General features: G+C 27.2%; 18 protein-coding genes. 14 read left to right on the top strand and 4 right to left on the bottom strand.

Translation table 11 applies throughout. The features are described 5' to 3' along the window. Positions 1-1011: 1011 nt before the first annotated feature. The 4 genes from ACTG47_RS03625 to ACTG47_RS03640 all read left to right on the top strand — a co-directional run bounded on the left by ACTG47_RS03625 (position 1012) and on the right by ACTG47_RS03640 (position 4972). The gene (locus ACTG47_RS03625; RefSeq protein ID WP_479926149.1) at positions 1012-1401 is read left to right on the top strand and encodes a BlaI/MecI/CopY family transcriptional regulator; all 390 of its coding nucleotides are present in this window, start codon (positions 1012-1014) and stop codon (positions 1399-1401) included. 352 nt (positions 1402-1753) lie between these two features. Then, positions 1754-2221: a VOC family protein gene (locus ACTG47_RS03630; RefSeq protein WP_479926150.1), complete on the top strand. Its 468-nt coding sequence runs from the start codon at positions 1754-1756 to the stop codon at positions 2219-2221. 430 nt (positions 2222-2651) lie between these two features. Further along, positions 2652-3479, top strand: a complete 828-nt coding sequence (locus ACTG47_RS03635) for a Nif3-like dinuclear metal center hexameric protein (protein WP_479926151.1) — start codon at positions 2652-2654, stop codon at positions 3477-3479. 773 nt (positions 3480-4252) lie between these two features. Further along, a complete protein-coding gene (locus ACTG47_RS03640; RefSeq protein WP_479926152.1) occupies positions 4253-4972 on the top strand; it encodes an SAM-dependent methyltransferase in 720 nt (239 codons plus the stop codon). Positions 4973-5252: 280 nt separating this feature from the next. Here ACTG47_RS03640 and ACTG47_RS03645 read toward each other — a convergent pair whose 3' ends face one another. Next, positions 5253-5750 carry a hypothetical protein gene (locus tag ACTG47_RS03645; protein ID WP_479926153.1) on the bottom strand — a complete coding sequence of 166 codons (498 nt, stop codon included), beginning with the start codon at positions 5748-5750 and terminating at the stop codon, positions 5253-5255. Between the two features lie 515 nt (positions 5751-6265). Between ACTG47_RS03645 and ACTG47_RS03650 the strand changes: the two genes are divergently transcribed. From ACTG47_RS03650 to helD, 4 genes are all read left to right on the top strand, one after another. After that, entirely contained in the window at positions 6266-7006 is a 741-nt protein-coding gene (locus ACTG47_RS03650) for a MarR family winged helix-turn-helix transcriptional regulator (protein ID WP_479926154.1), read from the top strand. Next, positions 6972-7130, top strand: a complete 159-nt coding sequence (locus ACTG47_RS03655; RefSeq protein ID WP_479926155.1) for a hypothetical protein — start codon at positions 6972-6974, stop codon at positions 7128-7130. The genes ACTG47_RS03650 and ACTG47_RS03655 overlap by 35 nt, the downstream gene beginning before the upstream one ends. A 275-nt stretch (positions 7131-7405) precedes the next feature. Next, positions 7406-7903 carry a GNAT family N-acetyltransferase gene (locus ACTG47_RS03660; protein ID WP_479926156.1) on the top strand — a complete coding sequence of 166 codons (498 nt, stop codon included), beginning with the start codon at positions 7406-7408 and terminating at the stop codon, positions 7901-7903. A 233-nt stretch (positions 7904-8136) separates the two neighbouring features. Then, the gene (helD, locus tag ACTG47_RS03665) at positions 8137-10374 is read left to right on the top strand and encodes an RNA polymerase recycling motor HelD (RefSeq protein WP_479926157.1); all 2238 of its coding nucleotides are present in this window, start codon (positions 8137-8139) and stop codon (positions 10372-10374) included. Positions 10375-10801: 427 nt separating this feature from the next. Here the strand turns inward: helD and ACTG47_RS03670 are convergent, their stop codons facing one another. Together ACTG47_RS03670 and ACTG47_RS03675 are read right to left on the bottom strand one after the other, a co-directional pair. Beyond that, the gene (locus ACTG47_RS03670) at positions 10802-11569 is read right to left on the bottom strand and encodes a hypothetical protein (protein WP_479926158.1); all 768 of its coding nucleotides are present in this window, start codon (positions 11567-11569) and stop codon (positions 10802-10804) included. Further along, a complete protein-coding gene (locus ACTG47_RS03675) occupies positions 11566-12045 on the bottom strand; it encodes an RNA polymerase sigma factor (protein WP_479926159.1) in 480 nt (159 codons plus the stop codon). The genes ACTG47_RS03670 and ACTG47_RS03675 overlap by 4 nt, the downstream gene beginning before the upstream one ends. A gap of 243 nt (positions 12046-12288) precedes the next feature. On the opposite strand from ACTG47_RS03675, the gene ACTG47_RS03680 reads away from it, so the two are divergent. Continuing rightward, complete coding sequence (locus ACTG47_RS03680; protein WP_479926160.1) at positions 12289-13134, top strand: hypothetical protein; 846 nt, start codon at positions 12289-12291, stop codon at positions 13132-13134. Between the two features lie 295 nt (positions 13135-13429). Here ACTG47_RS03680 and ACTG47_RS03685 read toward each other — a convergent pair whose 3' ends face one another. Further along, complete coding sequence (locus ACTG47_RS03685; protein WP_169470494.1) at positions 13430-14833, bottom strand: AAA family ATPase; 1404 nt, start codon at positions 14831-14833, stop codon at positions 13430-13432. A gap of 645 nt (positions 14834-15478) precedes the next feature. Between ACTG47_RS03685 and infC the strand changes: the two genes are divergently transcribed. The 5 genes from infC to ACTG47_RS03710 all read left to right on the top strand — a co-directional run bounded on the left by infC (position 15479) and on the right by ACTG47_RS03710 (position 18458). Continuing rightward, complete coding sequence (gene infC / locus ACTG47_RS03690) at positions 15479-15970, top strand: translation initiation factor IF-3 (RefSeq protein ID WP_479927062.1); 492 nt, start codon at positions 15479-15481, stop codon at positions 15968-15970. A gap of 27 nt (positions 15971-15997) precedes the next feature. After that, the gene (rpmI, locus tag ACTG47_RS03695; RefSeq protein ID WP_003418222.1) at positions 15998-16192 is read left to right on the top strand and encodes a 50S ribosomal protein L35; all 195 of its coding nucleotides are present in this window, start codon (positions 15998-16000) and stop codon (positions 16190-16192) included. A 55-nt stretch (positions 16193-16247) separates the two neighbouring features. Then, positions 16248-16604, top strand: a complete 357-nt coding sequence (gene rplT / locus ACTG47_RS03700; protein WP_021383519.1) for a 50S ribosomal protein L20 — start codon at positions 16248-16250, stop codon at positions 16602-16604. A 219-nt stretch (positions 16605-16823) separates the two neighbouring features. Next, a complete protein-coding gene (locus ACTG47_RS03705; RefSeq protein ID WP_479926161.1) occupies positions 16824-17366 on the top strand; it encodes a helix-turn-helix domain-containing protein in 543 nt (180 codons plus the stop codon). A 174-nt stretch (positions 17367-17540) separates the two neighbouring features. Next, entirely contained in the window at positions 17541-18458 is a 918-nt protein-coding gene (locus ACTG47_RS03710) for an exopolyphosphatase (protein WP_479926162.1), read from the top strand. The last annotated feature ends 99 nt before the right edge of the window (positions 18459-18557 follow it).

The following is an 18557-nucleotide window of genomic DNA, read 5'->3' on the forward strand; positions in this document are numbered from 1 at the left end:
GAAAATATTTTGAAAATAATTTTATTCTTTATTGACAAAGGGACTCTATTAGAGTAGAATAATGATAAATTCTTTTCTTGTCAAGTTTTATTAAATAAAGAGTAACTTTTGCTTTATGCGCTTAAAGCCTAGTTACTTATGGTATCAAAATTTTCATAGAAATAATATTTTGGAATTATTGTAAAGTTGTTAAACTCTTTATATAGTTCCTTTTTTTTATATTTTTTACCTAATATTTAAGATTATTATTGACAAAAAAATTCTACTAAAATAGAATTAGAGTATAGTGTTTTTAATTTTAAGAAAAATATAATGATATGCTAACGAAGATTTTTATTGTAGGATGTTCTGTATAAGTGTAATATCTTTTATGTAATTATTTTAGGTCTATTTTATCATACTTATTTATTTAAGGAAAGAGAAATATTTTGGATTGTCATAATTTGTGTCCAGAAGTTCTACTAAAGTAGAGTTTTTCTGTATTATTTCCGTACATATCTTAGATGGATGTATATATACATCGAAATATATTAATTATTTATAATATAATTAATATGAAAATTTGAAAAACGTAAGATATAAATAAAAAACTGATAAAATATTCAAATACAATTATATAGAATTTTTTAATTAGAGCTAAAATTATATGGTCTTAAGATTACAATAGACATTGCTTTTTGAAAGTTTAAAAGTTAAGAAGTGAAAAATTAAAGGAAATGAGATTTGCTGAAATACAAATATTTAAAACTAAAAAACACAAAAGAAAGGAGAGCTACTGGACAAGTATCCAAAAATAGATAGCTGAGTACAAAATATTTCATAAAATTAAGCAATATAACACAAAAGAAATTTGACACTATTTATATATATTTACTGTGTACAAATAGCTAAATTTAAAATTTAAAAATATCTTATAAATCGGAGTTTATAAAAATCAGTATAAGATTTTTTAATAGAAAAAATTTTATTACGGATATTGCTTGTCTGTATTCTGAGTAGCAAAGGTTTATTATGACGATAAAAAAGTTGCCACAATCAGAATTAAAGATAATGAAATTTATATGGAAACTAGATTCCAAAGTAACTTCAAAAGATATTGTTTTAGGGATGGAGCAAAAATATCAATGGAAGCAAACCACGACTTTGACTCTTTTATCTAGATTAGTAGTAAAAGGTTTTCTAAATTCTCAAAAGATAGATAAATATACACATTATGAAGTTTTAGTTAAAGAAAAGGAATACATAAATGTTGAAACAAGAGAGTTCTTTAAAAATGTTCATGATTCTTCTATAAAAAGCTTATTGTTATCATTGCATGATAATGTTAATTTGAGCAAAGGGGAGATATTATTTATTGAAGAATGGATAAAGAGTCTAAACAAAGATGAAAAAAACGTATAAATTAACATGTTTTTTTAGATTGTCAGTCTGACACATATGGTGTATTTGTATAACTTATATGACTACTTAAGTAGTATAAATAAAATCTATAACTGAATTATAATGTAAATCAGATTAAATCTAATCGAAAAATAATAATTGATATTTTATTAATCTAAAAAAGCTACCTTTACTTAAACTAGATAAGTATAATTAAGGTAGCTTTTTAAATATAAAGATAGTAGTCTTTAGAATGTAGGATATATAAGTTTTGCAAATATGACATACAGTTTTCGTATTTAAACTGATAAAATAAAAAAATAATAAAGATATTAATAAGATAAAAGAGTATTAAAAATTAGGAGGAAAATGTATGAGATATCAAGTTTCATTATTAGCAGTGAATGATGTAGAAGTGTCAAAAAAGTTTTATAAAGAATTATTTGAGCAAGAAGTTGAATTAGATTTAGGTAAAAATGTAACTTTTAGTGGAGGGTTTGCTATACAAGAAGATTTTGCATGGCTTACAGGGATTAATCCAGATACAATTATACGAAAATCAAATAATATGGAACTTTATTTCGAAGTTGATGATTTTGATAAATTTATTGAAAAACTAAATTCTTATAAAGATGTAGAGTTTGTTCATCAGCCATTAAAACACGAGTGGCAACAGAGAGTAGTCCGTATTTACGACCCTGATAAACATATTATTGAGATAGGAGAGTCTATGGAAGTCATAGCTAGAAGGTATTTATCTGAAGGATATTCTGTAGAAGAAACTTCTAAGATAATTCAACATCCAATTGAATTTGTAAAGCAGTATGAAAGTATTAAATAATATTTTTTACGTTTTATTAAATTTTATGTCACATGATGATATAATTGTATAAATCTATGTTCAATATGTTTAAGTAGTAACTATCTGTATTAAGAATGACTAAAATTAAATTAAGCGAACCAAACTAAAATTAAATAAATTAAAATGAATATAATCTATAGAACGTATTTGACAAAAATAATAAGTTAAATTAAAATAAATAAAATATCAATATAGAATAAATAAAATGACATTAATATTATATGAATAAAAATGGCGTCTAAATACTTTAAAAATATAGAATTTTAATAATATTAAGAAAAAATAAGGCAAGACTATTTAAATACAAAAGGAAGTTATTATAAAATTCTTATATTAATATGTATCAGTCAAATATTATTGAAAAGGAGTGGTTATTATTAAAGCAGTTGAACTTTATAATAAATTAGCATTGGAGTTTGATATTAAAAATATTGATGATGATTGGAGTTTTATGAATTTTGACAATGATTTTATTACTCCAGAATTTAAAACAAAATACATAGGCTTAGTACTAGACAATGCCAAAGAAATCAATAAAGTATATACAGCCACTTTTCCTGATAAATACATAATTAAGCAGGTTATAGATAGCGATGAAAAAGATGTATTAATTTTTTCACATCATGCAATGGAGTATATAGCGTCAGATGAAGACTTCCCATTTCATGATATACCATTATCTTATATGGAAGAGATGAGAAATCGTAGAATATCTTTTTACGTATTACATTCTCCTTTAGACAATTATAGTGAATATTCAACTTCTGTCAGTTTAGCAAGGGATCTAGGCTTAGAAATCGTAGAGCCATTTTGTAAGTATGATGATAAAATCAAGGTAGGTGTTATATGTAAGACATCCTTAAAATCAATTGAAGATATTAAGGAGTTAGTTAAAAAAACTGTTGGTCATGATGTGAAATTGTATGATTATGGAGATTCTGAACTAAAAGATGGTCTAGTTGCTATTGCAGCGGGAGGAGGAAGCTATCCATTTGTAGCAAGTGAAGTTGCTGAACTTGGTATAAATTTATATATAACTGGATTTACTAAACCTCTAAAGCACTTTGAACCAGTGTTGGAGTTCCATAGAATAGCAAAGGATAATTCAATTAATGTTATAGGTGCTACTCATTATTCTACAGAAAAATTTGCTTGTATATCTATGGTTAATTATTTTAAAAAATTAGGATTAGAAGCAGAATTCTTAGAAGGAAGAAATTATTTAGACGATTTATAGGATATAAAACAATAAAAACAAGCAGTTAGTAAAAGTTTATGTTTACTGACTGCTTATTTTTATGTTTTCTTATATATTTTTTTGTAATAATATCTTGTAATATTCTATCTAGCTATAGTCTCATGATTTAATTTTCATTTATCTATTCATTTAATTATTTGAAAAGCTCTTTTTTATTCTCTTTCTGATGTAACTGTTAGGGGTTATATAACAATGTATGTTGTGTTTAAGAAGAAGCTCATAGTATGCTTCTGTATCGTATTTATTTGTAAAATTATGTGTTAATGAATAAAGTTGCCTCATATAAAAGTGAAATAAACTTATGATTTGTCATTTACAATACTTATTTTTCGATATTTTTTCTTAAATTATTTAAGGTTAATTAGATATTATAAATATTTATTTCAGATTATTATAAATATTTATTTTAAAAAAATAGAATTATTATATTTATGAGAATAAATGGTATAATAAAAGGTAAAGTGTCAAATATGCACTAAATTAAATAAGTTAATTAGTATATAGATTAGAGTAGAAGTAATTAAAACTTATTAAGTATCAAAACATGACTACTTATAAAAGTGGTTGTTTAAAAAGACATAAAAAAGTAGTTATTTTAAAACATGGTTATCCAAAAAGAAGAAGATGACTGCCTATTAAATTAACTACCTCAAAATGGACAAAAAGATGATTTATAATTATTCATCTAAAAAATAGAAAATCAAATATATGAAATTTAATAAATAATAATTGAGAGGGAAAGGAAAGATAGTATGGTATTTACAAGGAGTAATAAATACGATAAGAAATTTCTCATGGAAAATATGATGGGACCTAATTGTATAAAAATATTGGAAGAATTAACAAGTAAGATAAAATTAGAAAAAGGAATGCGTATTTTAGACCTAGGATGTGGGAGAGGAATATCTTCTATATTTTTAGCAAATGAATTTGATGCTACTGTATTTGCAACGGATTTATGGATAGAACCAACTGAAAACTATGAAAGATTTAAGCAATTTAATTTAGATAATAAAATATTTCCTATACAAGCTGAGGCACATGAATTGCCTTACGCAGAAGGTTTTTTTGATGCAGTAATAAGTGTGAACTCTTATCACTATTTTGGAAATAAAGAAGGATTTTTAGAAAACCACATATCACCCCTTGTAAAAGAGGGAGGAATAATTGCTATGACAATGCCTGGATTAAAACAAGATTTTGTGAATTGTATACCAGATGAACTCATTCCATTTTGGCAGGATAATATGAATTTCCATTCAATTAAATGGTGGAATGAACTTTGGTCAGAAACTGAATCTGTAACTTTAGAGAAATGTGAAGCTTTAAGTTGCCATGATGAAGTATGGAATGATTGGGTAAACTGTGATAATTCTTATGCTAGAAATGATAAAAAAATGCTGGAAGTAGAGGCTGGCAAGTATTTTAATACAATTTCCTTGATAGCTAGAGTCATTAATAGCAAAAGTTAGATGAAAAAGTTAACTTTAAAATAGTTTTTTTAATTGTTTATGCTCAATTAGATTGTTTATGTCAAGTGGGTGTTTTCATTTAAGAAATATAAAGTATTTTTTATTGTTTTTCACACTACTATAAATGTTACTTTTAATTTGAAGATAGATTATTTATTATAGACTATTTATCTTGTTTCTTAACAATTAAGAAGGCATATATTATTGTACAATATATGCCTTAACTATAAATATTCATTTTATTATGCTATAAATATGTAATTTATAAACTTGAGTTTATTTATATAAATAGCCCAATACCTAAAACAAGTGAAGCAGATATAAGTGACACGACTGTACCAATTGCACACCCTTTTAATGCACCTATTATGTGGTGCATTTGATTCTTGTATTCTGTTGTCATATCTTCTGTTCCTGGAATCATTAGTTTTTTACTATGGCAAAAAATAATCAAATCAAATATTATTAAATCATATAAGTTTACTGATAGAAATAATATGAATACATGAAAAAAAGCTGTTACAAATGTCACTTTTCCTGAAAAATATGACAATATAGCAAAAAGTACGGTAATCAATAATGTACCTAAAATTTTGCGTTTCCAATTTTTATTTTCTACTGAGCTTATAAAGTCTTTATATTGAGGCAATTCATAAACTCGTCTTTTTATTGCAGGTGGATATGATGCAAATTGAGACAGAGGATTTCGATATTGACCAGGCAAAATTACAATCGTAAATATTATGCAAAGGATTATACATTGGACTAATAATGACATTATATAGCCCTCCTTATGTTAAAGTTAGATTCCTACAATCTTTTAGCTAGTCAAATTGTATCATAGTTATATTACAAAGTCATTTCCTTTATATATATACATAATAACTGTCAGTCAAAGTCTCATAAAACATGTAGTCAAAGCCCTATAAAACATTATTTTTAGAGTTTGTAAGTATTATTAAATAACGTATAAATTAATAGAGTGTATTAAGTAAAAGGATTATATAAAAAATAAGCATATAATGTAAAATATAATTATATGATACAAAAAGCATAAGTATAGGATATAAACTTTGAATAGGATATAATATAGATAAATGAAGATGTGTAGTTGTAGGAAATTTATAATTTATTACAAACTAACATTGACAAATTAAGGGCTTACTTTTATACTCGATACAAGTAAAGAGGCTTTTAAATTATAGATTCGAAGTAAACAAAATATGCAATTATAAAATAAATAACATACTGAATAAGAATATGTAATTATAAAATAAATTAGGAGGGACCATAATGAATGAAACAAAAGAAGAAAATTTATTAGAACAATTTTTTAAAGTGCAGTCATTGCTACATAAATTTCACCTTCAAAACCATAAATCAAATGGATTTTTTAGAGCAACACATAGAGGACAAGGTAGAGTTTTATCGATGTTAAAAATAAAGCCAGAAATCACTCAAAAAGAACTATCATACTTACTTGATATGAGACCTCAATCTTTAGGAGAGTTGCTTTCAAAATTAGAAAATCAAGAATTTATCACTCGTACACACTCAGAAAAAGACCGTAGAGTAATGGTAGTAAAATTGACATCAAAGGGAATGGATGAAATTAATAAAAATGAGCAGAGAGAAGACCCAACTAATCAGATATTTAATGTATTAGAACCAGAAGAAAAGAGTACTTTGAGTTATATTCTTACAAAGATTACTGATGAACTAGAAAGAACTATAAAAAGTGAGGATGGTAATAACTTTGATGGAGCACATATGCAACCGCCACCAAGACCACATCATGGACAGTATTTAGGTGGGTTTAATGGTAGAGATGGAGTTCAAAACCTATTTAATTCACGTGAAGAATATCCAGAATTTTTTAATAGAGAAGATTTACTTGAACAGATGGTAAAACAACATCCAGAACTTATTGAACAATTGATGAAACAACATCCAGAGTTATTCACGGAAAAAGAACTTGATAGAAAAAATAGCTCTAAGAATGAAAGCAGACAAGATATTGATGAAAGTAAGTAATACAATAGTGAAAACAGACAAGATACTGATGAAAGCAAGTAATACAATAGTGAAAGCAGACAAGATATTGATGAAAGCAAGTAATATATCGATGAAATCAAATAAGAGATTGCTTAAGATTTAAAAATTTTATAGTATTATTTGATAATTTTTTTTATATATTTTATTATACTTTAAATCAAACTGTGAGATGTTTAAGTATAGAATCAAAAGACTAATGTATCTATATTATTTTAACTATCAAAGAATTTATTTTAATAGAGAGATATAAATAGAAATATACAAAACTATTTTAGGCTAATATATTACTATATCTAGTAATTTATATATCATTATAAATTAGAATAATAAAAAAATATTTAACTATAATCATAAATTAAAAAGGGGAATGTTGAGCTGATGGAAGAAATAAAATTTATAAAGTCAGAAGAAAAGTATATTTGGTCATATTGGCAGACTTTTGATAAAATTGCAAAAGAGAGGAAATATCTAGCTACAGACCAGGCATTTCCTTTTGAAGAAACAGTTGAATTTATAAAGAATGTTATAACTAAAAATTTCCCACAATTATTTATAATTGAGGTGAAATCGGATACCTGTATTGGTTGGTGTGATGTTTTGCCTAAAACAGAGACGGTTGGTTACTTAGGTATGGGCATTCTTAAAGAATATAGAGAAAAAGGTATTGGGAGTAGCCTTCTAAAACAAATTATTGATTTATCAAAAGAATATGGATATAAAAAAATTGAGTTAGACGTGTTAAAAAGCAATAGTAGAGCTATTCATGTTTATAAATCTTTAGGGTTTGTGGAGGTAAATACAATAGCTAGTGGAATTACATGGAATGATAGACTTGTAAAAGAAGAGGTTATACAAATGGAACTTGTAGTAATATAAAATAAAGTCTATTGAGAGTTAATAGGGTAGTAATAAAAAATACTATCCTATTTTATTGTTTAAAAAATAGAAGTTTTGCAGTTAAATAAACTGCTCTGAGAAAAAAAATATTTTCCTTCCCACTATAATTATATCATAAATAAAAATTTTTTTTAAGACTGTGAATATATCCTCATTTCTATATAATTGATATAGTGGATTAAATGTTAATTTCAATTGAGGAGGATTATAGTATGAATCTAAATGATTTTGAGTCAAATCTTGAAAATCAATGGCTACAAAAAACTCTTAAAGAGGCTAATAGACAACTTGAGGAAAAGCGTAATGAAGAAGATAAGCTAAAAAAAGATGCTATAGAGACTCAAAGGGAACTATGGAATGACTTAGGTTCTATTTCTGCTGAAAATGGATTAGAACAACTTTCAGAATTTATGTCATTTATGGATGTTATGAAACATCAAAAAAGGAGCCATGAATTTACTAAGAAACTCAAAGATAAGTATGAAAGAATGATTGAATCTCCTTATTTTGGAAGAATTGACTTTACAGAAGCTTGTGAAACTGAGTGTCAAAAGTGTTATATTGGATTGTCAAATCTTATTAATGATGATTATGATTTTCTTGTATATGATTGGAGAGCTCCTATTTCAAGTATGTTTTATGATTATGAAATTGGACAAGCAAGTTATGAGTGTCCAGAGGGGATAATATCTGGAGAAATCACTAAAAAAAGACAGTATAAGATAAAAGATGGCAAAATTGAGTATATGTTTGATAGTAACCTAAATATAGATGATGATGTTTTGCAAGAGCTTTTAGGTAAAAACTCTGATGAAAAAATGAAAACTATAGTTACTACCATTCAAAGAGAGCAAAATCAAGTAATTCGTAATGAAAAATATAAAAACTTAATCGTACAAGGTGCTGCTGGAAGCGGAAAGACATCTATAGCACTTCATAGAATAGCATATTTATTGTATAAGCATAAAGATAAAATAACTTCTGAAAATATAATGATATTTTCTCCAAATAATATATTTAATGATTATATATCAAACGTACTCCCACAACTTGGTGAAGATAATATCTGTCAGACAACATTTAAAGACTATATGTATAAAGAACTTGGTGATGAATTTAAAAAAGAAAGCCCAGCTGAAATGATGGAGTATATTCTTAATAACAACAGGAAAATCACATATAAGGATAGAATAGAAAATATAGAGTATAAAACTTCTTTAGACTTCACAAATATATTAAAACGATATCTAAATTATTTAGAAACAGATGATAGATGTTTTGAAGATATTATTGTAAGAGGTAAGTTAATAATTTCATCTAAAGAGTTACAAACGCTATTTTCTAATGACTATTCAAACTTACCAATTAAGAAAAGATTAGAGAAAATAAAATCAAGAATAATATTTTTAATTGACCCATATGAAAAAGCTTGGATTGATGAAATATTTAAAGAGCTTCAAGCTTCTGGTGATTATATAGAAAAAGAAGAAATGATGGAGAAAAGTACTTTCATTGTAAAAAAACATCTTAAAGAAGTTTACTCTAAAATTTCAAGAATGACAGAATTAGACTTGATAGATACTTATAAAAATTTGTTTAAGAATTTGGAGATATTTTTAGATAAGGCGAATTTTGAGTATGATAAGAATATTATAGATAATATAAAAACTTATACAATGGATAATTTAAGTGCAAAGAGTCTTTATTATGAAGACCAAGTGATTCTTTTATATCTAAAGGGAGCTCTTGGAGGTATTCCAAATACATCACAGATTAAATATGTAATCATAGATGAGGCACAGGACTATACTCCTTTACAATATGAAATATTTTATAAACTTTTTAAATCTGCCAATATGACTATATTAGGAGATATTAATCAATCAATAAATCCATTTATGAATGTTGGAGATTATAATAATATTCCTAATGTATTGAAGAATGATACTTGTGTAATAAATCTAAGTAAAACATACCGTTCTACAATGGAAATTACTAGATTCTCAAGAAAGCTTCTTACAAAAGCTATAGATACTGAGTATGTTGAGAGACATGGTGATGAACCTAAGGTTATTGGTTTTAAAGAAAAAAATTATATGGATAAAAAGCTTGTTGAAGATATAAAAGGTTACAAACAGAAAAATTACAAGTCCATTGGAATTATAACAAAGACAGCTCGTGAAGCTAAGGAAGTGTATGAGTTTTTAAAGGAAAATAATATTGATGTAGAGGTTATAATAAAAGATGATGATGAGTATGTAAATGGTGTATTAGTAATACCTTCATATTTATCTAAGGGGCTTGAATTTGATATAGTTGTAATATACGATGCAAGTGAGGAAAGGTACAATAGTGAAGATGAAAGATTGCTTCTTTACACTTGTTGTACAAGAGCTCTTCATGTGCTAAATATATACTATTTAGGTGAAATAACCCCTTTATTAAAATAGCAAGTTTATGATTACAATCTGATTTTTATTTTAAGAGTATCAAATGTTTATAATCTATCTTAATTTATCTATTTTTTATTAATTTATTATATAGTTTCAATTAAAATTTATACAATAAGTTATGATAAAGTTAAATATTTTAAAATCTAAACTGGATAGCTTATTGTGTATCTGAAAGTAAAATTCGGATAATGATTTACAATAAAGTTAAAGCCCTTAAAATTCCAAATGAATGGGATTTTTAAGGGCTTTTTAATATTAGTAATAACTTTTTTAGAGTAGTTAAATTTTCAGAGCAGTTAAATATCTAAAATTTTATATATTAAATTTAAAGAAAATATAAAGATGGAAGATACAACTATATTTACTAATAAGAAAACTAAAGTTATATACAATAAACTCATAAACACTTTATTGTTAATTATGCTTATTTTACATCTATTACTTCATGAGTCATTTTAACTAAGTCATTCATAGATAAATTTGAATCTTGAACTGTAAAAGAGTAGTAAACTCCATCTTGTTCCCAAGCTAAGAATTTAAATTCATTAACTTCCACTTTATCTGTTCCTTCACTAAATGTATATTTGCCTGATTTTTCATCAAGTTTATCCTGTTCTGTCATTTTATAACCTTCTGGCACAAACTTGTACATTGATGTTTCATAAGAAATATTTATATCTTTGTAAGTATCTACAACTTTCATTTTATCAGAATCTTTTCCAAGCATATTATTTGCTGTTTCAAGAGATATTTCATCATTACCATTTTTATACTTAAACTCAAGTGCTTTTAATTCTCCTAAAACATTATCTTTTTTATCAAGTGCTTTTTCATTTATAGTATATGCACCTTCAAATTTATACCCATTACTAAATTCAGAAATTAGATTAGGGGTAAAGTTAAAGTCTTTTTTTACCTGTTCAGTAGTTGGAATCGATGTATAGGTAGGCTTAATGCTTGATTTTCCAACTATACTATATATTTCTCCTACTGCAAGAGCTGTTGTACCTAATACTAAAGTGATAGCTAAAGTTGCTACTAAACCTCTTCCAAATGGTAATTTATGTGTTTTATTATTATTCATTTTATAATTTTCCTCCCTTTCTGGTAAACTATTTAGCGTTTTATTTAAACTATTATGAAAGCTTTCTGGAGCTTTTGGAAACGAATTATTTAAGCTATTTTTATTCATATGATTACCTCCATATTTTCTAATTTAGTTTTTAATAATTTTCTTCCTCTTGATAATCTACTTTTTACAGTTCCCTGAGGTATATCCAATATTTCCTTAATTTCATCAACTGAATAACCTTCAATATAGTAAAGGATTATTGGAACTTTAATCTTTTTAGGGAGACTTTGAATAGCAATATATAAATCGTTATAATCTTCTTTTTCATCGATTTTTTTATTTTTAAATACGTCTTCAAATGATAGAAATTTCAATTGTTTACGTCTTAATGAATTACATTCATTTATCACTATTCTAATCAACCACGTTTTAAAATATTGTTCTTCCTTAAGAGAATCTAACTTTTCATATGCTTTTAAAATAGCATTGTTGACAGCATCTTCACAATCCTGCTCATTTCCCAGAATAGACTTAGATACACGATACAAAGTCTGTTCTGATTCAAGGATATTATTTATAAATGTAGTTTTATTCAAATGAATTCCTACCTTTCTATGCAAATTGTAGCGCTACTTTTTTGCCTTTCACTTATTAGATAAGATTTTACTATAAATGGTTCACTTTTTTTGAAAAAAATTAAACGAATAAAAATAAGGTACCTTAAAAATAATGTTGACAAAATAATAAGGTACCTTTATAATTAAAGATAGATAAGGTACCTTAATAAAAAGCGAGAAAATAAATTAATGAAAAAATCGAATTAATTAGGAGGAGTTAATATGAATTATTACAGAGATAAAAAAGAAAATTTTAGAGGATTTGAAGGTTATCACAGTAACCCATGGAATCATATGTGTGAAGGATGCAGATTATTTGAAATGATGCATCGTGAAGGATTTGGGTCAAGAGGATATGGTCATGGAGAGTGTAGAGGTCATGAAGGATTTGAGCAAAGAGGATATGGTCAAGGAGACTTCAGAGGCCATGGAAACTTTGAATCAAGAGAACCTGGTCAAGGAGACTTCAGAGGCCATGGTAATTTTGAATCAAGAGGACATGAACAAGGAGAATTCAGAGGTTATGGAGGATTTACACCAAGAGACTGTGGTCAAGGAGAATTTAGAAGTCATGGAAACTTTGAATCAAGAGAACATGAACAAGGAGACTTTAGAGGTTATGGAGGATTTACACCAAGAGAGCATGGTCAAAGGGACTTCAGAGGTCATGAAGGATTTGAGCCAAGAGGATATGACCAAGGAGAATGCAAGAATCATGAAGGCTTTGCCCCAAAAGGATATGGACAAGGAGAATGCAGAAATCATGAAGGATTTGAACCAAGTGGAGATAAAAGAAACCATGATGAAAGAGACCTTAGGGAACATAAAGAGTATAAAGAATTTGGTGCTAAAGATTGTAAAATAGAGAATGAATATAGAGAATATGAAAAATTTGAAAAGCAAAATACAGATGAAAAAATAAAAGCTGAAAACAAAGAAGATGCTAATATCAATAATACAGAAGAAAATAAAAATATGACCGAATCTAAGGAAATAAGCGATGAGTCAGTGCAAGACAGTCAAAAAAGTAATACTAAAGAAGAAAAAAAAGCTACTGATAAAAAGTAAGATTGTAAATTAAATAAAAATTAATCGTAAGTAAAAGAAATAGATATTAGAAAATAGTATTAAAATTAGAAAGATATGAGGCTGTATGTAGATTTGTTTTACATGAATCTACATACAGCCTTGTTTTTTAAAAAGATTAGTGCTTTTTAAATTTATTATAATTTTATTTGTATAGATTACATTAATATATAAAATCAAAAACAAAAAAACTATAAGTTTAATAATATAAAATTAAACTCATAGCTTTTTGATTTTAATACAATTACTTTTAGAAATACTCTTAAATCAGCTTATACTAGTTTACAGCTTCTTTTCCTATTAAATCTTTTAACTCTTCATGAGTCATAGTTTCTTTTTCAAATAGGAATTTAGAAACAGAATGTAAATCTTCAAGATTATCCTTTAATATCTCTAAAGTCTCTTTATAACAAATTTCAACTATACGATTTGCTTCTTTTTGAACTTTATCACATAAGAAAGTTTTATCATTTCCATCAATAGTCATAAATCCTAAGTTACTCATACCATATTCACAAACCATTTGGTTAGCTATTTCTGTAACTTTCTTTAAGTCATCTTTTGCACCAGTAGATTTGTGGTTAAATATTAATTCTTCTGATGCTTTTCCTGCAAGTAGTATTTTTATTTTTCCAATTAATTCATCCTTAGTATAAATATATCTATCTTCATCAGGTAATTGAAGAACATAACCTAATGCTTGTCCTCTAGGAACTATAGATATTTTTTGTATAGGACAAATTCCCACTATATCACTTACAAGAGCATGTCCCGCTTCGTGATAAGCTACTATTTTTTTCTCTTTCTCAACTAGTGCAGAGTTTTTAGATTCTAGCCCTGCAATGACTCTTTCAAGTGCCTTGTCAAAGTGTTCTGATGTAATGTATTCACTGTCATCTCTAACTGCAAATATAGCTGCTTCATTTGCTATATTTGAAAGATGCGCTCCATTGAAACCATGAGTTTTTTTAGCTAAAAGTTCTAGATTTACAGATTTGTCTATAGGCTTGTCATCTGTATGTACCTTTAGAATTTCAAATCTAGTGTGATAATTTGGTGCACCTATATGAATGTGTCTGTCAAATCTTCCTGGTCTAAGTAAAGCTTCATCTAATAAGTCAAGTCTATTGGTAGCACCTATTATTAATACATTGGAATCTTTATTAAATCCATCCATTTCAACTAAAAGTTGGTTTAATGTTTGGTCCTTTTCGTTGTTGCTCTCAAGATGTCTTTTTGCTCCTACAGCATCTATTTCGTCTATAAATATTATACTTGGAGCTTCTTTTCTAGCTTTTTCAAATAAAGTTCTAACCCTTTTTGCTCCTACACCTACGTATTTTTCAACAAACTCTGAACCTGTAACATTGAAAAATGATGAGTTTGTTTCACCAGCTACAGCAGATGCAAGTAAAGTCTTCCCTGTTCCTGGAGGACCATAAAATAATACCCCTTTAGGTATCTTCGCACCCATTTTTTGATATTTTTGTGGTGACTTCATAAAATCAACTATCTCAAATAGTTCTTCTTTTACTTCGTCTAATCCAGCAACGTCTCTAAATGTAGTCTTTGGTTTTGTAGAAAGTGAATCATCTGTTTGATTTTCTCTTTCCATTTTTGTTTGTGCAAAGACAGGAACTGGATTGTTGATTTTCTTAAAAAAGTTGTTTAGCATTTTCATATTCACACCTCAGGTAATTAATTATTGTTAATCAATTTTATATTTTCCATATTTACTATTTTTTATTATTTATTTTTCATGGAAAAAATATACATGTTATCCAAATAAAAATAAATTTGCGAAATGTATGAAAAAGTGAATTTATGTATATATAAGGATTGTTTTTATACGTTTAATAAAATGTGACAAATCAAGATAAAATAAAAATGATAAAAATGTTACATTGTATATATTGAGGGATGTTAAGTATGGTATTGTGTATAAAATTGGCTAAGTAAGTTTTTTAGTTATAGTTTTAAAATAATATCGATTTAGGAGCATATATTAAATATCTAAAAATTAATAGCAAAATAAGAAGCATGTACATATAATGATTATTAGGAAGAAGTAATTAAATTTTGGTAAACTAAAAAAAGTAGTTGCAAATAATTTGATTAAGTGATATAGTAGTTAAGGTAAGAATAAAACAAAGAAGAAGTCCGCTTCTCACCTTACGACGAAGGTTAGTAAGGTAAATATAAGTTAAAGCTTAATATTAGTTTAAGCTTGTTTAAATTTGGTAACTTATATGGCGGATGATTATATCATTCGCTTTTTATTTTATAAAAAATTTGGAGGTGTCCTACAATTAGCAAAGAATTAGCAATCAATGAACAAATAAAAGATAAGGAAATAAGAGTCCTTTCATCAACAGGTGAACAACTTGGAGTAATGCCTACTAAAGAAGCTCAAGCAATGGCTACTAGCAAAAACTTAGATTTAGTTCAAATCTCGCCAAATGCAAATCCACCAGTATGTAAGATAATGGATTATGGAAAGTTTAGATACGAACAAGCGAGAAAAGACAAAGAAGCTAAGAAAAAGCAAAAAACTATAGTTGTAAAGGAAGTAAGACTTAGACCAGGTATTGAACAAAATGATTTAAATACGAAAGCTAATAATGCTATAAAGTTCCTTAAAAAAGGGGATAAAGTCAAAGTTGAACTTAGATTTAGAGGAAGAGAATTAGGACATAAAGACATAGGCAAAGAAGTTATGCTTAAGTTTTTAGAGATAATAAAAGAGTTTGGAGAACCAACAAAAGCCCCTGCATTTGAGGGTAATAATATGGTTGTAATTATAGATCCAAAAAAATAGATGATTAACTGAGAGGAGGAATTTGTCATGCCTAAAATGAAAACTCATAGAGGTGCAGCAAAGAGATTAAAGAAAACAGGAACTGGAAAGTTAAAGAGAGCTAAAGCTTATAAAAAACATATATTAACTAAAAAATCTGCAAAAACTAAAATGAACTTAAGAAAATCAACTTTAGTAAGTGATGGAGATGCTAAGAGAATAGCACAATTATTACCATACTAAGATACAGATTATAAATAATAACTATAGAAGAGGGATATAAAAGGAGGTCATAACGATGGCAAGAGTTAAAAAAGCTATGAACGCTCGTAAAAAGCATAAGAAAATATTAAAACTTGCAAAAGGATTCAGAGGATCTAGAAGCAAATTATATAGACCAGCAAATACATTCGTAATGAAAGCATTAAAAAATGCTTATATAGGAAGAAAGTTAAAGAAGAGAGACTTCAGAAAACTTTGGATACAAAGAATAAATGCAGCTGCTAGAATGAATGGAATATCTTATTCAAGATTAATGAATGGATTAAAATTATCTGGTATTGAAGTTAACAGAAAGATGTTATCTGAAATGGCTATACAAGACCCAGAAGGATTTGCAAAATTAGCAGAAGCTGCTAAAGCAAAATTAGCTTAGTATTAAATCATGAAACGTAAAGTCTTTGAGTTATGTAAATAATTCAAGGGCTTTTTTATTTTTTGAAGAGGAATTGTATATGAAAAAGTTATTACTTTTCCTAGTTAAATATAAAAGAGGATATCTTAACTAATGTATAAGATTTCCAGACAATCTTGAATTAATATTATCAACATGATAATATTATCTTGTTAATAATATTATGGGAGGGAATATAATATGAATGATAGGCTGATGGATTGCTTTGTAAATCCAATTAAATGTAAGTTGGTACTTGAGATTTTTTCAAATAATAAAACTACAGCAAAACAATTGGGAGAAAAATTTCAAGATATATCAAAAGCTACACTTTATCGCTATCTTAATAAAATGTTAGAAGATGATATTATAAAAGTGGTTGAAGAACATAAAATAAGGGGAACAGTTGAAAAAGTATATGCTATGAAGTTAGATATAGCTGATGATGTAAAGACTATCATAAATGAGAATTCTGGAGAGGAATATGCGCAACTATTTACTCAATATATGATGGTGTTTTTAAAAGAATTTTATGAGTATGCTGAAAGGGAGGAAAAGGATATTCTAAAAGATGGTTCAGGATTTTCTGTCTGTCCAGTGTGTGCTAGTGTTGATGAGATAACTGAAGCAAGCAAAAATATTGCTAATATATTAGAACCTCTTAAAAATAATTCAAATATAGAGGGCAGAAGAATGCACTCTATAGGGTTAATAATTACACCACCTAAAGAATATGAAGTGTAGTAAAAATACTAAGAAAATAACAGTTTAATTTTTATGTCAAACTGTTATTTTCTTAGTATTTTTATTTCAATGTATATAATAAAATGTATATCAAGCTGACATATAAAGTGATATGATATATCTAAGGAAAAGATTGTATATAATGACATATTTAAAGTAAAGGGGATGAAACTTATGAGGTTAATTACACGTTCTGATTTTGATGGATTAGTATGTGGTGCACTATTAAAAGAAGCAGGTATTATTGATAATTGGAAATTTGCTCATCCTAAGGACTTACAGGATGGATTGGTTGAGGTAACAGAAGATGATTGCCTTGCAAATGTACCATTTGTTGAGGGGTGTGGTCTTTGGTTTGACCATCATTCTAGCGAATTTGAGAGAAATGAACTTCTAGGAAAGTATAAGGGGGAAAGCCGTATTGCTCCTTCTTGTGCAAGAATTATTTATGAGTATTATGGTGGAAGTGAAAGATTTCCTCACTTTAATGAGATGCTAGAAGCAGTGGATAAAGTTGATTCAGGAAATCTTACAATAGAAGAAGTACAAAATCCAACTGGCTGGATTTTAATTGGTTATCTTATGGACCCAAGAACTGGTCTTGGTCGTTGGAGAAACTTTACTATATCTAACTATCAATTAATGGAGAAGTTGATTGATGCATGTAGAACTTTAAGTACAGAAGAAATTTTAGATTTACCAGATGTAAAAGAACGTATAGACGTTTATTTTGAACAAACAAGTAAATTTAAAGAGATGATTGCTAAGTATACACGTGTAGAAGGCGATGTCATCATTTCTGATTTACGTGGAGTTGAGACAATCTACACAGGGAACCGTTTTATGATTTACAGTATGTATCCAGAGCAAAATATATCTGCTTGGATTGTAAATGGTAAAGGTGGAAAAGGGTGCTCTGTAGCTGTTGGGTATAGTATTTTAAATAGAACTTCTAGTGTGGATGTTGGTAGTCTAATGCTTAAGTATGGTGGTGGTGGACACAAAGCTGTTGGAACTTGTCAGTTTAATGATGAGCAAATAGATGAGCTACTTCCAAAGTTACTTGATGAACTTGTAAATCCTAAAAAATAATGAATGAATTTGTAAATTATAAAAACTAATATAAATAAAATCGAACTTCTTTGTACCCTTTCACACAAGGATGTGGAGTGGTACAATGCAGTTCTTTAG

This window comes from Clostridioides sp. LIBA-6622 (assembly GCF_056716095.1).

Coding starts and splice junctions, on each gene's coding strand:
- ACTG47_RS03655 (WP_479926155.1), top strand. CDS start 6,972: ATGAAAGCAGACAAGATATTGATGAAAGTAAGTAATACAATAGTGAAA.
- ACTG47_RS03625 (WP_479926149.1), top strand. CDS start 1,012: ATGACGATAAAAAAGTTGCCACAATCAGAATTAAAGATAATGAAATTT.
- ACTG47_RS03710 (WP_479926162.1), top strand. CDS start 17,541: ATGAGGTTAATTACACGTTCTGATTTTGATGGATTAGTATGTGGTGCA.
- ACTG47_RS03660 (WP_479926156.1), top strand. CDS start 7,406: ATGGAAGAAATAAAATTTATAAAGTCAGAAGAAAAGTATATTTGGTCA.
- ACTG47_RS03680 (WP_479926160.1), top strand. CDS start 12,289: ATGAATTATTACAGAGATAAAAAAGAAAATTTTAGAGGATTTGAAGGT.
- rpmI (WP_003418222.1), top strand. CDS start 15,998: ATGCCTAAAATGAAAACTCATAGAGGTGCAGCAAAGAGATTAAAGAAA.
- ACTG47_RS03630 (WP_479926150.1), top strand. CDS start 1,754: ATGAGATATCAAGTTTCATTATTAGCAGTGAATGATGTAGAAGTGTCA.
- ACTG47_RS03640 (WP_479926152.1), top strand. CDS start 4,253: ATGGTATTTACAAGGAGTAATAAATACGATAAGAAATTTCTCATGGAA.
- ACTG47_RS03645 (WP_479926153.1), bottom strand. CDS start 5,750: ATGTCATTATTAGTCCAATGTATAATCCTTTGCATAATATTTACGATT.
- ACTG47_RS03650 (WP_479926154.1), top strand. CDS start 6,266: ATGAATGAAACAAAAGAAGAAAATTTATTAGAACAATTTTTTAAAGTG.
- ACTG47_RS03685 (WP_169470494.1), bottom strand. CDS start 14,833: ATGAAAATGCTAAACAACTTTTTTAAGAAAATCAACAATCCAGTTCCT.
- ACTG47_RS03670 (WP_479926158.1), bottom strand. CDS start 11,569: ATGAATAAAAATAGCTTAAATAATTCGTTTCCAAAAGCTCCAGAAAGC.
- ACTG47_RS03705 (WP_479926161.1), top strand. CDS start 16,824: ATGAATGATAGGCTGATGGATTGCTTTGTAAATCCAATTAAATGTAAG.
- rplT (WP_021383519.1), top strand. CDS start 16,248: ATGGCAAGAGTTAAAAAAGCTATGAACGCTCGTAAAAAGCATAAGAAA.
- helD (WP_479926157.1), top strand. CDS start 8,137: ATGAATCTAAATGATTTTGAGTCAAATCTTGAAAATCAATGGCTACAA.